We start from the raw sequence: 16,050 nt of genomic DNA on the forward strand, positions 1-16,050 counted from the left end.
AGGACTCATGTTTACAGCAGAGTCCTACATTTATTTTATTTAAAGATAGTATAAATGAAGGCTTCAAGCTCATACTGTGAACTAAAGTAACGTGGCACTGGATATGGACTGACGTACACCTCTTTTATAATATTCGCACTCATTGCCTTTATGTCTGATGGCTGAATCATATTGGGTTCAACTCTAATATTAAGCGCTTCACAAAGCGTTATAACGCTGTCCACTAACTTATTTGCTTTCTCTAAGTCACTGTCTTCAATGATACCAATTGCCTCGGCCATCTCGGCCATTCTCTTTGTCGCAGTGGGAACATAGAACTTCAACACATGTGGAAGCACTAAGGCGTTGGCAAGTCCGTGAGGCATCTTATAGAACGCACCGAGTTGATGTGCAATACCATGAACCCAGCCAACACTCGTTTGAGTAAAGGTTATGCCTGCATTATGAGAGGCTTGAGCCATCTTTAATCGACTCTCTAAGGATGAGGCTCCTTCCCCATAACATTGAGGTAGATAGGTAAAAATATCCCGAATAGTGTCTAGATTTATTTTGTCTAATTCCGGTGTTGAAAACAAACTCAAATAAGATTCCATTGCATGAGTGAGTGCATCGATTCCCGTTGCTGCGGTAATGGCAGCCGGTAAGCCAACCATCAATCTGGGATCTAGCACGGCAAGGTCGGGAATAATCTTCATACTGATGATTTGTTTCTTTTGATGATCAATTTCATCCGAGATGACCGAAACAATCGTAGTTTCTGATCCCGTCCCTGCGGTCGTCGGTATAGCGACAAAATACGCGCCTTTACGCCTAATTTTAAATAGGCCAATCGTTTTTCTCGGTGGAGTGTTATTTAATGCACAGGTATTAATGACTTTAGCCGCATCGATAGACGACCCTCCGCCAATCGCTATTACGGCGTCGAAGTCGTGTTTCTTGCACGCTTCAATGCCTTTACTAATGACAACAAAATCAGGGTCCGGAACGACACCATCAAATATCGCATAATTAATTGAGGCGGCATTTAAAGCGTCCAATAGGATCTGAAAAGCAGGCAGCGTACTAAATACGCTATCGGTAATCACGACTGGGCGTTGAATGCCTTCCATATGTAATTGTTCAACCATATCAATCACCGCAGAGTGGTTTGCAATAATGGTTGGTGTTGGAAAAGAAAGACGACTGGTAATGGGTTTCATTAGCTTTGCGTAGCCTGAAAATACATGCTTTTTTAATGTGAAATGGCAGCGTTGAATGTACATCAAATGACCTCTATATTGTGTCGAAATGGCATCCTTGCCATCTATCTATCTATAACTAGCTTGCCCACTCGAAGTGAATCCGTAAAGAATAGGTGATCAAATAGCAATGCGCTAAAATTTGCTCCGTTTATAAGACAATTTAACTGCAATCAATTATTGAAGGTGTGACAGGCCGCTGAGTAAATAATTGAGTACGAACGTCGATAGTTAAGGCATATTTTGCAGGGACATATACTTTATGACTCCTGAACTGGGATTTGGAGATTAACTACAGTGAGGGAGGGGTAACGGCATTGTTGCAACTACCAACCGAGTGATTCTATCTGGTGGGCTTATCGAGCGAAGCCAACCGTAACTATTGTCTTTTTGTGTCTTATTGAATAATGGATTATTAGCATCATATTGAGTGATCGTGTAGTCGCCGTTAATCGAGAATGCATGGTTATCTAAGAGAGATATATACGTCAATGATAGTCCATAATGGCGATGGTCAGCATGGAATAGGTTAGAAGAGGAGAGCCTCATCGGTGATGACGCCAAACCTATCCTCAACATAAGTTTGGCGAGTGGCGCTTATTATTACTTGATGTTATCCATCATGTACTGACCAACTTGGGAGTGGTGCGTTATCTGAGAGAATGGTTTTATGTCTTTCATCGGACCCCAAGCAATTACTCCGACAGGTGTAGAGGTATGTGTACCTGTGCCCCAGACAATATTTTGCTGCTCTGCTAGTGCTCGTCCCATCAGATCCCACCTAATTTCATCGCCGTAAACATAGAACGATTGGAAGTCACGTATAGCAGGCAGAGTATCTGCGCTCAGGTATGAATGCCCTGGTGTTTTATATGGATTGGGTACATCCGTTAAGATAGCCTTAGCCTGTTCAAGAGTAATCGGAAAATCGGTATGGTTATTCATGATGTCACGAAATGCCTCAGGCGTTTGCATAGCCTTATCAAGACCATAGAACTCAGCCGTCATGTCATCGAAGCTCATAGATTGAGCGTATAACCTATCTAACAATGATTTATCTCCAAAGTTGAAGTTTGGTTTGTACTCGCGATCAGCAAACCCAGAACCGGGAAGTTTTTTAGCTTTAGGTAAGTTTGCTGCTGAATAGCTGAAACCAAATGAACCCGTTTCATGATCCGCTGTGATGACAACCATAGTATCTGTGCGTTTTTGAACCCATTCGTAGACATATTCGATAGCTTCATCAAATTTCAATAGGTCATGCAGCATTGTACCTGCATCATTGTTATGGCCCGCCCAGTCAATCTGGCCGCCTTCAATCATTAGGAAAAATCCATCTTCATCTTGGCTCAGCACATCAAGCGCTTTCATTGTCATTTCTTTCAACGTTGGTTGGGTACGTTTAGGGTCATCTTTCGTTGCGGTATAACGAATGCCGTTATACATACCTGAATAGGCGAACAGCCCAAGTAATTTACTATCACTATTGGTTGCGGCTAATTGGTCTTTGGTAAAAGCGATTTGGTAGCCAGCTTCCTGTGCATCAATTATTAGGTTTTTACTGTCCTTACGTTTAGATTTGATTTTCACTGCGCCGTCGGTCATTTCGACAAACTCGTTATAAACTTTACCTTTGTCATTCACCTCTTTTGGAAGCCAATGGCGTATGCCGCCTGAAAGCATAACATCGACACCTGACTCTAACATTTCTGCTGCAATAGTATTCTCAAGTGAGCGGTGCGGTTGATGCGCAGCAAAAGAGGCTGGTGTCGCATGGGTAATACGAGTATCAGAGACAAGCCCCGTTGCTTTGCCTAAACGCTTCGCTTTTTCAAGTACCGTTTCAGCAGGGTTACCCTTTGCATCAAGGCCAATAACCTCAGAAGGTGCAAATTGACCGATAGCCAACTGAGTGGCAGAACAAGCGGAGTCTACGACGATAGAATCATCGGGATGCACCAGTGACATACCAACGAGACCTTCTTCAGCAAATTTACTTATCGCGGTTGATTTATCTTTATATATAGAGTTTGGTGCTTCACGAGCGTATAGCTCTAATAGGCCAACCTGCTGTGGTCCCATACCATCACCGATCATTAAAATGAGATTTTTAACCTCAGCTTGGCAAACAGGCGCCACCAAAGTGAAGCTCATCGTTATAGCCATTATGGTCTTGTCAAATTTCATGAATTTTCCTCGAAGTTGCTAATTAATGATTATGTAACTATTCCAATATTGTCGAACGATAGACATTGCGTTGTTGGTTAAAAAATAACCTGATATCGTTCGAATAATAGACTACGTATTGGGTCCGATATGTGATGCTTATCTGGTTGTTCAACGATATTCATAAGGTCATGTTTTTATGTTAAGTATTGTGAACTGAGATCTCGGTAAGGGTAGGAAAGGGGAATATTTACAAGCGATATGTAACAGCATTTAAGGTCATTATCGAAGAAGACTTACTCCGATCAGAAAGGCATTAACTTTTTGTTATATAGGATTTTAAATGAAGGTGGGTAATTTGAGGCTGTCAGGAATACACGCCAAATATGCCCATTATTCCTTGGTTTTTGTGACGGTATACAGCGAATTAACATACGCTGAGTTTTTTAGTCTACTAACCTTATAGGTAAGCTACAAAAGGCAGTTATAACAATTATAAGGATAGAATATGAGCAACCCAATTGTCGAAAACAACAAACCTATCAACGTCGAATTGACGAAAGATCAAGAGTACTATTTTTGTACCTGTGGTCGCTCAGGGAATCAGCCTTATTGTGATGGCTCCCACGCAGGGTCAGGTTTTAAGCCCAAAAGCTTCATTGCGAAAGAGAGTGGTGGGGCCTATCTTTGTCGCTGCAAACACACCGCTAATCCACCCTATTGTGATGGGTCTCATAAACAGTTCTCTAGTGAACAAGTTGGTCAGGAAGGACCCGGTGTTCAGATACAGTCGGCGAGTAGTATGCCGGTCGCGGCGGCCACTAAAGAAGAACCAACGGTCGAATTTATCCATCAGTTAGCACGAGAAGGCCTCTCCAAAATGGGCCATCACGGTCCCATGACGTCGATGGGTGTACCAAGAAATGAACTTCCTCATTGGGATGATCTACAGATTATGGTTGCACAGATGGCGATCAAGCCGCTGCTAGAAGACGTTCCAGTGAGCACTCAATTGATTATCGGTCCAAATGCTAAAAAGCCACTGACACTGGATATTCCCCTGTTTGTATCAGATATGAGCTTTGGTGCTCTGTCGGAAGAAGCAAAGGTATCATTAGCGACCGGAGCCGAGTTGGCCGGAACGGGAATATGCTCAGGGGAGGGGGGAATGTTGCCGGAAGAACAAGCCGCAAACTCGCGTTATTTCTATGAGTTTGCGAGTGCTGGATTTGGATATGATGAGTCTAAGTTAATAAATGTACAGGCGTTCCATTTTAAAGGTGGTCAAGGAGCGAAGACAGGGACAGGTGGTCATCTACCGGGCAATAAAAATATCGGGAAAATTGCCGAAGTTAGGGGGATAGAAGCGGGTACGGCTGCCATATCACCGCCCACCTTTAAGAATCTTCATACCGTAGAAGATTTTAAAAAGTTTGCGGACAGAGTTCGTGAAGTGACCGGTGGCATTCCCATTGGTTTTAAACTCAGTGCGAATCATATTGAAAGCGATATTCAATTTGCACTAGATGCCAGTGCAGATTACCTCATCCTTGATGGACGTGGCGGCGGTACGGGCGCGGCACCGGAGATGTTTAGGGACCATATCAGTGTGCCAACCATTCCGGCATTAGCACGTGCCAGAGCTTACCTAGATAAACAAGGCGTGAGTGGAGAAGTGACCTTGATAGTCACGGGTGGACTCCGTGTTCCTATGGATTTTGTGAAGGCAATGGCATTAGGGGCAGATGGGGTGGCTATTTCAAATAGTGCGATGCAATCCATTGGTTGTGTTGCGGCTCGGATGTGTAATACCAACAATTGCCCTGCGGGCATTGCGACTCAAAAAGCCGATCTACGCCAAAGGTTGAATATTAACAAAGCGTCGGTGCAATTGAAGAACTTCTTTGAAGCTTCAGTCGAGTTGATGCAGGTGATGTCTAGAGCTTGTGGGCATGACGCGCTAAACAAATTTAACAAAAATGATTTGGCGACTTGGAAGAAAGAGATGGCGCAATTGTCAGGTGTGAAATATTCAGGGGTGGATAAGATGTAGAACAGGAAAACGATGACCTTGTTCGTCACCCCCCACTTTGTTATATGAAGCGTTAATTGATGAAGTGGGGGACGTGATGGTACGTATGAATGACTTGCCAGTTAGCATTATTAGAACCAGTTCTTTTTCTTGAATATCCAAACTTGAATAATGACGACACCAATAAGCAATAAATTAAATATGGCAAAAGAATCGCTGCTTTCGGCGCCGGGAATCCCGCCTACATTGACCCCGAACAATCCAGTAAGAAAGCCGAGAGGTAAGAAAATAGCGGCAACAATGGAAAGAACATACATGCGATTGTTCATCTGTTCTGCGAGACGATTACTGAGTTCTTCTTGGCTAACAGTCGCGCGGTCTTTAATCGAGTCTAAATCTTCTATGTAGCGAACTAAGTGATCTAACGTTTCACGTAGTTGAATTTTATCTTCAACAGAAAACAGAGTGATTTTGTCACTTAATAACTGAATCATAGCTTCTTTTTGTGGCGACAGGTAACGTCTTAACGAGATGATCTGTCGGCGTAAAATCGAAAGTTCATTGCGCAGACTATAGTTAGTTGACGTGAGAATAGCCTCTTCGATATTGGCTATCTTTTCCTCAATGTCGTTGATTGTGTCACTCATTCTTGAAATCAATTTTTCAGTTAGCTCTATGACAAAACGAGATGGTGAACTTGGCCCATTTCCCTGGTTGAAATCATTCGCAATATCTAACGTCGAAAGTAGTTTTCGGCATCTTGTACTGATTACTTTGTCATTAGTGACCCACAAACGGATAGAAACCATATCTTCGGGATCACTACCAGCCGCTAAGTTGACCCCTCTTAATGAAATCAATAACCCGTTATCGAGGCTCGTTGCTCTAGGGCGAGTCTCTTCATTTAATAGAGCATCAATGACAGTAGGGTTAAGTTTACTGTGATTTCTCAGCCATAAAGTCGTGGAAGGAAGCGTGTAATCAAAATGAAGCCAGTGCGACCTATAAGTATCTAGTTCAGCAGTATTTTCAATTTTCTTCGTCAAGCCACTCTTGTCGAAGTAGAACCCATATAGGATGTCAGAAACTTGCATCATGAACCTCTTTGAGTTTTCTTTACGCTACTATGCGCAGAGTTACTTTAAATCATAGTTTGGAGTGATGATCAAACATACAATTAATTCACTTAATAAGCGAAATAGAAGATGGGTTGAAATACCTGTAAAGGTAGAATATGAACATCGCCGTTATTTTGCGCGAATGGTTTTACCAAAACATGGAATACCGCCGGTGAAGATGCTAGATGACGACGCTTCTGTTCACTGTTCTCGTGATTTATGTAGAGTAAAGAGTAACACCTAGCTTAACGACCATTCGTTCCTCAACCTAATTCGTCTTACCTTCACTTCCCCCAACTTCATTGCCATGACGAATACGTAGCTAAATCAGTTTGTTATCAATATTGTTGCCATTCCATGATCGACTTAAAAATGCCCCTTTAGACTCAGCTACATCGATTTTCTTCAGCTTGAAGGTGTTTTTACTTAACTAAGATTAATAAACAGCGTGAGGCAATAGTAATTACTTACTCCAACGACAGCATAGAATTCCCTGCATCAGGTTAAAAATAAAAAGATTCTGCTTTGAGGTGTATGTATGAAAAATAAAGCGAGGGTATGGTCAGAAACAGTGGTGTTGCCGACATATCCTACTGGTGCAGTTGATACCAATCCCCTCTTTCTGGAAAAAAGAGTGTACCAAGGCTCTTCAGGTGCGGTGTACCCATATGGGGTAATTGACTCTATCAATGATGAATTGATAAACAAAGAATACAACGCAATTTTTCTAGAAAATGACTATATCAAGGTCATGTTGTTGCCAGAACTCGGGGGTCGAATTCATCAGGCCTACGACAAGGTTCGCAACAGGGATTTTGTTTACTGTAACGATGTTATTAAGCCTGCACTGGTTGGCTTGATAGGGCCTTGGATTTCAGGAGGAATAGAGTTTAATTGGCCTCAGCATCACAGGCCAACCACCTATATGCCAGTGGATGTAAATATTCGAACCCACGATGACGGTAGTGCAGAGGTTTGGCTTGGGGAGGTCGAGCATATGTATGGTCTGCAAATAAGCGCAGGCTTTAAACTTTACCCAAACAAAGCGCTCATAGAGATAACCGGTAAGGTCTACAACGGAAATCCAACACCACGTCAGTTTCTTTGGTGGTCGAATCCTGCCGTTAAAGGTGGAGAGGATCATCAGAGTATATTCCCGCCAGACGTAACCGCGGTTTACGACCACGGGAAAAGAGACGTAAGCGAGTTCCCAATAGCAAAAGGTACGTATTACAAAGTGGATTATTCCCCCGGGACGGATATTTCTCGATACAACAACCTACCTGTCCCAACGTCTTATATGGCGGCGGGTTCTGATTACGATTTTGTTGGAGCCTATAGCCATAATGAGGCTGGAGGACTACTTCATATCGCCAATCATCATATCTCTCCAGGAAAAAAACAGTGGACATGGGGCAACTGTGATTTTGGCTTAGCGTGGGACAAAAACCTCACAGATACCTGTGGTCCGTATATCGAACTAATGACAGGTGTCTTCACCGATAACCAACCAGACTTTACATGGATAGACTCAAATGAAGAGAAAGTCTTCGTGCAGAACTTTCTGCCATACAGCGAATTAGGGTCGGTACATCAAGCCAATACCGATCTCGCGTTGAAACTACATAGAGAGGAAAGAGAAATAGAATGGGGTATCTATGCAATATCCAAAATAGAGAATTGTTCAGTCGTCATTAAGTCCAACAATACCGTTCTCGTTGACGAGACATTCTCTTTTGAGCCTTGTCAGGTGCATCTGGAAACCATTGAATATTCAAGCAATGAAAAGCTAACGATTGTTGTCACCACCCAAAACGGTCAAAAAATACTTTCGTACACAGAGCTTGATGCGGCTGAAGAAGCGATTCCTGAACCAGCGCAGCCCCCTTTGGCACCGCAAAACATATCATCGATTGAAGAGCTTTATTTGATAGGTCAACATTTAGAACAGTATCATCATGCTAGTGGTCAGTCAGAAGATTATTACCAAGAAGCTCTGCGCCGAGATCCACTGGATTATCGCTGCAACCTTGCGCTGGCGAATAGGGAGTACGAGCGGTGTGACTACGATAATTCATTAGTACTATTAAATAACGCGCTAAATCGAGCCCATCAATACAATAAGAATCCAGCGTGTGGTCGCGCCAGTTTTCTTCGAGGTTGTGTTCACGAAAAACTGGGGCAACAAGAATTGGCCTATCAGGATTACTATAAATCCACTTGGAGTGGTAACTGTGGTGATATCGGATTTATGGGGGCGAGTCGCCTTTCATTTATTCAGCGCAGATACACCGATGCGCTTGAAGAAATAAATCGCTCATTAGAGCTTAATCCTACCAGTTATCACGCCGCTTTTATCAAGGTAGTGATTCTAGATAAACTGAATAAAACCGATGAGGCTAGGCGCTTCAATGATATGGCAATTCAACAGTTCCCGCTTGGCTATGCTTTGTTTTTTGAGAGGTATCGAATCACAAACTCGGATGAATCGAAGAAAATATTCGCGACTTTGTGCCAAAGAAGACAAGCTAATGCCATCCATGTTAGTGGCTTATATCAATCACTGGGCTTAATGGAGTGTGCTATCAGAGCGATTGATCTAATAGACGCTAGCGGCGCCAATTCTTTGCTCATTAAAACAGCATTAGACGACGAAATGGATGAGAGCTTATTGATCAAAGCCGAACAGGAGTTTAGTCAAAACGTACTTTTCCCAAACACGCAAATAGAGTGGCATGCGCTGACAAAATTAGCTGGAAATCCTTTTGTCGATTATCAATTAGGGTGTTTCTATTACGCCAAAAAGTCTTACGAAAAAGCGGTGCTACTTTGGAAGAATGCGTTAACTATTAGGCCTGATTTTAAAGAATGTCACCGCAATCTATCTGTTTACTATGCAAATAAAAAACACGATTTAGAACGCGCGCTCTGCCATATGTCTTATGCGTGGGAGCTTGATTCTCAAGACGCCAGAGTGCTCTTTGAACTAGACCATTTAAGCAAGCTGATAGGGCGCTCACCTGAAGATAGACTCGATATGCTGAATAAGCACCAGAACATTGTGCTAAAGCGGGATGACTTAAGTGCCGAGTGGATAGCACTGCTTAATATTTCTGGAAATCAAGCCAGAGCATTAGACGTGTTAGAAAGCAAAATATTCCATCCTTGGGAAGGAGGTGAAGGTCGAATTACAGGACAATATATCAATGCATTATTACGCCAAACGGAAAAACTCGTGATGGACGGAAAGTACGCCAACGCAAAGCAACAGTTGATTAGGTCTCTAACCTATCCAGACAATTTAAGCGAAGGACGACTTGTTGGACAAAGCGACAACGACATCTATTTCATGCTCGGTTGCGTTGCTGAAATACGTGGTAATGCTGAAGAAGCACAACAGTATTGGCAAAAGGCGACGCTTGGTTCCAGCGAGTTAACAGAAAGTCGTTATTACAATGACCAGCCCGCTGATTACCTGTTCTTCCAAGCACTGGCTCTTGCTAAGTTAGGAGAAAAAAACTGTGCACTGAAGCGTTTTACCGTGATGAGAAACTGGGCAAACGATCATCTATCTCAAAATGTTTACGAAGATTTTTTCGCTGTCTCGCTTCCTGAGTTGAATGTATTTGATAGGGATATCATTCAAAATCATCAAGTGCATTGTCGGTTTATTCGATATCTCTCTTCACTTGGAGAATGTTTGTTATTGGACACTGGGATTACGCAATCGACACAAGAAAAAGCGGCCTTGCTTAACTTGGAACCGGGGCATAGCAAGACCAGTTTGATTGATTCACTTTTGCCACTGCTAACAACGTTTTTTAAACATCCACCACATTAATACTAAACACAGATTACTTAATAGCGTGATTAAACATCAGAATATATACAGAGTAGTGCATTACCATTAATTTAAACAATAACGGTACTTTACAAACATAATTCAAAATGCGGAACGCTGAGTCCTTAACGTGATAAGGCGCGTTTATATTCCAACGCATTGGTCTAATAAAATAGGGAACATTATGAAAAACCTCTACAAAAACATCGGAACGGTATTACTGACAACATCCCTTTGTTCTATTTCTTTGGGTGTTGCCGCAGAAGCGAAGAAGAAGATCGGTTTTATTGTAAAACAACCGGAAGCAGGCTGGTTCCAAGACGAATGGAAGTTTGCTGAAATTGCGGCAAAAGAAAAAGGGTTTGAACTGATTAAAATCGGTGCGCAAGATGGACAAAAACTCATGTCAGCGTTGGATAACCTGGGCACACAACAAGCGGATGGCGTCATTGTTTGCGTACCAAACGTAAAACTAGGTCCAGCGGTTGTGGCTGCGGCGAAACGAAACGGCCTCAAACTGATGTCTGTCGATGATCGCCTGATTGATGGGAATGGCAATCCGATTGAAGACGTCGTTCATATGGGCATTTCTGCCTATAGCATTGGGCGAGAGGTGGGTGATGCACTATTGGCTGAAATCGATTCACGTGGTTGGGACAAAAACGAGGTTGCTGTTATGGCCTTAACTTACAAACAGCTACCAACGGCCTATGAGCGCACGAAAGGTGCAACGGACGTATTGAACGAAAACAACTATCCAGCTGCAAATATTTTTGAAGCCCCTCATCGATTGGATAACACCGAACAAGCGTTTAATTCAGCAAACAGCCTTATTACGCAAAAAGGTGAGTTTAAAAAATGGATAGTGTATGGCATGAACGACCAAGTGGTTATTGGTGGCGTGCGGGCACTAGAGGGTAATGGTATTTCGTCGGACAATATTATTGGACTTGGTATCAATGGTACGGAAGAAGCGATCAACGAGTTTCGTAAACCGGTTGCCACGGGTTTTCACGGCACAATTATTTTGAGTGCTAAAGCTCACGGATATCAAACATCTCTCAATATGTATAACTGGGTAGCCAATGGTGTTGAACCTGACAAGCTTGTGTATACCTCTGGTTATTTAGCCACACGAGATAACTTCGAAGAAGTGCGTAAAGAGTTAGGTCTATAATTGTGATAATTCGGGGTGAATAACCCCGAACACACCAAGGATTACACGAATGAAGAATCAACTCGAATTTCGCGATGTAACTAAAAACTTCCCCGGCGTTAAAGCACTCGACTCTATTAGCTTTGCTATTGGCCATGGAGAGATTCACGGTCTTATAGGCGCTAACGGCGCAGGCAAGAGTACCTTAATGAAGGTGCTTGGCGGCATTCATCCAGCAAGCTCCGGCCAGGTTGTCGTTAACGGTAAACCGGTTCATTTCCGATCACCTAGTGAAGCGATAAAAAATGGCATCGCGATTATTCACCAAGAGCTTCAATTGGTTCCTGAACAGACAGTAGCAGAAAATATATTTTTAGGTCGACTCCCGACAAACAAAGGAAAAATCGACTGGAAAAAAATGAACCAACTTGCCGACGTGCAGTTGAAAAAACTTGGTCTAAGCTTCTTACCGACCGATAAAGTCAGCAAGCTTTCAATGGGTCAACAACAGATGGTTGAAATTGCTAAAGCAATGATATTGAATGCCAATATCATTGCTTTAGATGAACCAACAAGTAGCCTCTCAGCCGCAGAAACAGAGGTGCTTTTTAGAGTGGTTCGTCAGCTACAAGCACAAGGAAAAATACTGATTTATATTTCTCACCGAATGGCGGAAATATTTGATCTTTGTAGCTCATGTACTGTGATGAAAGATGGACAACATGTTATTTCATATGATGATTTAACCCAGATTGACCGCCAGACAATTATAGAAAAAATGATAGGTCGAAACCTTGGCGATATGTATGCCTATTCTCCTCGTGACCTCGGTGATACCTGCTTTTCTCTCAATAATATTCAAAGCAAGTTGTTCCCTAATAACGTTCAATTTTCAGTACGAAACAGTGAAATTCTTGGTTTTTTCGGGCTGGTTGGTTCTGGTAGAACCGAGTTGATGAAGTCCATTATTGGTGCGTTATCCAGTCAGCATATCGATGCATCTTTAGATAACAAAATACTTCCGACGTTGACGCCTAAACGGGCTATTGAAAATGGTATTTTGTATTGCTCTGAGGACCGAAAAAAGGAGGGGAATATTACTTTTCGATCGGTTTGGGAAAATATTACCATCAGTAGCCGTCGTAACTTCTGGAAGTTTGGTGGGATATTAAATTTGGGCAAGGAGATGGAGCAAGCCAAACACTTTGTCGACCGGCTAGATATTAAAACCCCTTCCCTTGAAAAAGAGATCCAGTTCCTTTCTGGAGGAAATCAACAAAAAGTAATTTTAGCTCGTTGGTTATCTGAGCCTCGTATGAATGTACTTATTGTGGATGAGCCAACTCGAGGTATTGATGTTTCCGCAAAAAATCAAATCTATAACGTCTTGTACGAGCTAGCGAATAAGGGGATCTCAATTATTGTAATTTCGAGTGAACTACCCGAAGTAATGGGTATTACCGACCGTTTGTATGTCATGCGGGAAAATCAAATATCGGCTCAATTTACGCGTGAAGAATATCAAGAAGAGAGCATTCTTTCTAAAGCTTTCCCAGAACAGGAGATGACAGTATGACGACGGTTAATAGCACCACAGATGTTAATAAGACCACTGAAATAGAACTACCCATGAGTAGAAGAGCCACAACATGGTCGTTGATTCGTAGTAGTGAAAATTTCAACATCATTGTTGTCTATATATTGTTATTTGTTTCGTTAGCGATATTTGTCCCTTATTTCTTTTCGCTAAGAAATATGGTGGGGCTTGGCCTTTCAATATCACAGATAGGTATGGTGGCCTGTACGATGATGTTCTGCCTCGCATCGAAAGACTTTGATTTGTCGGTGGGATCTCAAGTGGCTTTCTACGGCGTGCTTGCGGCGTTAATTGTCAACGCAACAGACAGCTTTATATTGGGTATTATTGGAGCATTGATAGCCGGTATTTTTATCGGCCTTATGAACGGAATTTTTGTTACCAAAGTTCGCGTAAATGCGCTTATTGCCACCTTAGCTATGATGGAAATTGTACGCGGTGGTGCCTACATTATTTCGGGAGGAAATGCCGTCGGTGTCGTAAACATGGACTTCTTCATGTTAGGACAGTCGACTATTTTGGGAATGCCTACCCCAATTGTGATTACTATTCTCTGTTTTATTGTGTTTGGTTTCTTGCTCAAAAACACCGCTTATGGACGAAATGCATTGGCGGTGGGTGGTAATGCCGACGCTGCAAAACTGGCGGGTGTCGATGTCGATAAAGTGAGAATCACTAATTTCGCTCTACAGGGAGCAATATGCGCTATTGCAGGGGTCATACTGGCTTCCCGTATCACTAGTGGACAACCGAATGCATCGTTAGGCTTTGAACTCAGTGTCATTTCAGCTTGTGTACTCGGCGGCGTATCATTGAATGGTGGTAAGGCAAGTATTATTGGTGTTGCGGTCGGCGTGTTGATTATGGGTACGGTAGAGAATGCTCTGAACCTACTTAATATCGATTCCTTTTACCAGTATCTAGTCCGGGGTGGTATCCTACTTCTTGCGGTTGGTGCAGACCAGTATCGTCAGAGGTTAGCAGAAAAAGGGTAGTTTTATTCAATATTAAAAGGGAGTCTATAATGCTTAAAGGCATGAACAATCAGTCGGTCAGAATATTCAATTCGAAGCTGATTATTAGACTCCTTTTTCAATATAAACAGTTAAGTAAGTCTCGCCTATCTCATTTATTAGAGCTCAGTATTCCTGCGATCAGCAAGATCCTTCTCTTTCTTGAGGAGAAAGGTTGGGTAGAACACGTTCAAACCAAACATACCGGAAGAGGCAATTCGAGTGGGGTGTATCAAATATCTCATAAATCGAGCCCAATTATATGCCTACATGTAACGCCCACAACCATCTCAGCGTTGGTTGTGAATGGTAAAATGGAGCTTATCCTAGACCGTTGGGAAAGGAATGTTTCGCCAGCGGTTCCAGAAGAACTCGTCCAGTCCGTTATTGACGTTTATCGACGTTGTGTAAAAGAAGCGAATGTAGGCAAACTCAAGATTGCCCTCTCTTTGCATGGACAGGTTGATATCCATGCTGGCACGTCTATGTTCATGCCCCAAGCGCCATGGAATACACCCATTGATTTTAAATACATCCTAGAAGAGCAATTGGATACAGACGTTACCGTGGATAACGACTGTGTGATGCTCGCACTTGCTGAAAAATGGATAAACCCTGATCATGCTCGTGACTTTTGCGTCATTAATGTCGATTACGGTATCGGTTCTTCATTTCTAATTGATGACCAGATATTTAGAGGTGTGCTATACGGAAGCGGACAGATAGGCCACTCAATCATCGACCAAGATGGAAAAAAGTGTGGTTGCGGTCGATACGGTTGTCTCGAAACAGTGGCATCGACAAAAGCGATGCTAGCGGACATTCGGAAGCAGACTAAAAACCGACTTTTTTATGAACAATATTATCTCGATGAATTTGAATTTGAACAATGTGCACAGCTATATTTGCAAAATGACCCATTGGTGTGTCGATTCTGTAATAAAGCAGCCAGTACATTGGGTATCAGCATTTACAATTTTTTAGTGACGATGAGCGTCAACGATATCGTGATTTATGGTGATGCCTGCAAACTAGGAGAGAATTGGTTAAGTGTTATCAAAGATCAGGCACACTACAATCCATTTGAAGGGAACGTTATCTCGGTTAAAGAACAGAAATCCAGCATTCGATTTGGTGAACTTAGTGATACTCAGTTGTTGCAAGGAATAGGATATTTGTTTATTGAGAAAATGTTGATAGCCTTTAATTAAGGCTCAATCAAATACCACCAAGATTCCCGTTTTCACGGGAATGACGAGGGGCAAAGAATGGGTATTGAGTGAGAGTGATAAAGAGGTGTAGGTTATGCAATATAACTTAGTTTCTAAGGCTAATAACGTAAGACAAAACTGCCGACATTCCCGTTCGGTTAATGTAATCTAAACCTGTCATCCCGATGAAACCAACGTCATCTCCACGAAAGTGGAGATCTAATACCACCAAGATTCCCGTTTTCACGGGAATGACGAAGTATTTAGTACTAACCGAACAGCATTACATGAAAGTGGAGATCTAATACCACCAAAATTCCCGTTTTCACAGGAATGACGAAGTATTTAGTACTAACCGAACAGCATTACATGAAAGTGGAGATCTAATACCACCAAGATTCCCGTTTTCACAGGAATGACGAAGTATTTAGTACTAACCGAACAGCATTACATGAAAGTGGGGATCTAATACCACCAAGATTCCCGTTTTCACGGGAATGACGAAGTATTTAGTACTAACGAACAGCATTACATGAAAGTGGAGATCTAATATGTACTACCGACCTCATAGGTAACACTTTAAACCGGTCACATAGGTAACACTTATGTTGGCCGGATTACTCGACCAACTACTTCATCTACGATCCCTAATTTTAGAGTTCCAAAATGCAGCAACCA

10 protein-coding genes are annotated in these 16,050 nt (G+C 42.4%); 6 read left to right on the forward strand and 4 right to left on the reverse strand.

All coding sequences use genetic code 11. From position 1 onward, the window contains the following. Nucleotides 1-35 precede the first annotated feature (35 nt). From AACW90_RS21360 to AACW90_RS21370, 3 genes are all read right to left on the reverse strand, one after another. Nucleotides 36-1,262, reverse strand: a complete 1,227-nt coding sequence (locus AACW90_RS21360; RefSeq protein WP_390238682.1) for an iron-containing alcohol dehydrogenase — start codon at nucleotides 1,260-1,262, stop codon at nucleotides 36-38. Between the two features lie 264 nt (nucleotides 1,263-1,526). Continuing rightward, on the reverse strand, nucleotides 1,527-1,817 hold the full coding sequence (locus AACW90_RS21365) for a DUF2860 family protein (RefSeq protein ID WP_390238685.1): 291 nt from the start codon (nucleotides 1,815-1,817) through the stop codon (nucleotides 1,527-1,529). A gap of 24 nt (nucleotides 1,818-1,841) precedes the next feature. Then, nucleotides 1,842-3,425, reverse strand: a complete 1,584-nt coding sequence (locus tag AACW90_RS21370) for an alkaline phosphatase (RefSeq protein WP_390238688.1) — start codon at nucleotides 3,423-3,425, stop codon at nucleotides 1,842-1,844. Between the two features lie 487 nt (nucleotides 3,426-3,912). Between AACW90_RS21370 and AACW90_RS21375 the strand changes: the two genes are divergently transcribed. Then, nucleotides 3,913-5,457: a glutamate synthase-related protein gene (locus AACW90_RS21375; protein WP_390238691.1), complete on the forward strand. Its 1,545-nt coding sequence runs from the start codon at nucleotides 3,913-3,915 to the stop codon at nucleotides 5,455-5,457. Nucleotides 5,458-5,567: 110 nt separating this feature from the next. Here the strand turns inward: AACW90_RS21375 and AACW90_RS21380 are convergent, their stop codons facing one another. Then, nucleotides 5,568-6,533 carry a zinc transporter ZntB gene (locus AACW90_RS21380; protein ID WP_390238694.1) on the reverse strand — a complete coding sequence of 322 codons (966 nt, stop codon included), beginning with the start codon at nucleotides 6,531-6,533 and terminating at the stop codon, nucleotides 5,568-5,570. A gap of 559 nt (nucleotides 6,534-7,092) precedes the next feature. On the opposite strand from AACW90_RS21380, the gene AACW90_RS21385 reads away from it, so the two are divergent. The 5 genes from AACW90_RS21385 (at nucleotide 7,093) to AACW90_RS21405 (ending at nucleotide 15,372) form a co-directional block, all read left to right on the forward strand. Next, nucleotides 7,093-10,395, forward strand: a complete 3,303-nt coding sequence (locus tag AACW90_RS21385) for a DUF5107 domain-containing protein (RefSeq protein ID WP_390238696.1) — start codon at nucleotides 7,093-7,095, stop codon at nucleotides 10,393-10,395. A gap of 184 nt (nucleotides 10,396-10,579) precedes the next feature. After that, nucleotides 10,580-11,572 carry an arabinose ABC transporter substrate-binding protein gene (locus AACW90_RS21390; RefSeq protein WP_347996989.1) on the forward strand — a complete coding sequence of 331 codons (993 nt, stop codon included), beginning with the start codon at nucleotides 10,580-10,582 and terminating at the stop codon, nucleotides 11,570-11,572. 49 nt (nucleotides 11,573-11,621) lie between these two features. Then, nucleotides 11,622-13,127 carry a sugar ABC transporter ATP-binding protein gene (locus AACW90_RS21395; protein WP_390238698.1) on the forward strand — a complete coding sequence of 502 codons (1,506 nt, stop codon included), beginning with the start codon at nucleotides 11,622-11,624 and terminating at the stop codon, nucleotides 13,125-13,127. Then, on the forward strand, nucleotides 13,124-14,143 hold the full coding sequence (gene araH / locus AACW90_RS21400; protein ID WP_390238700.1) for an L-arabinose ABC transporter permease AraH: 1,020 nt from the start codon (nucleotides 13,124-13,126) through the stop codon (nucleotides 14,141-14,143). The genes AACW90_RS21395 and araH overlap by 4 nt, the downstream gene beginning before the upstream one ends. Nucleotides 14,144-14,172: 29 nt before the next feature. Further along, nucleotides 14,173-15,372, forward strand: a complete 1,200-nt coding sequence (locus AACW90_RS21405; protein WP_390238702.1) for an ROK family protein — start codon at nucleotides 14,173-14,175, stop codon at nucleotides 15,370-15,372. The last annotated feature ends 678 nt before the right edge of the window (nucleotides 15,373-16,050 follow it).

Origin of the sequence: Vibrio frigidus, from assembly GCF_042465995.1 — a bacterium.
GTDB lineage: Bacteria > Pseudomonadota > Gammaproteobacteria > Enterobacterales > Vibrionaceae > Vibrio.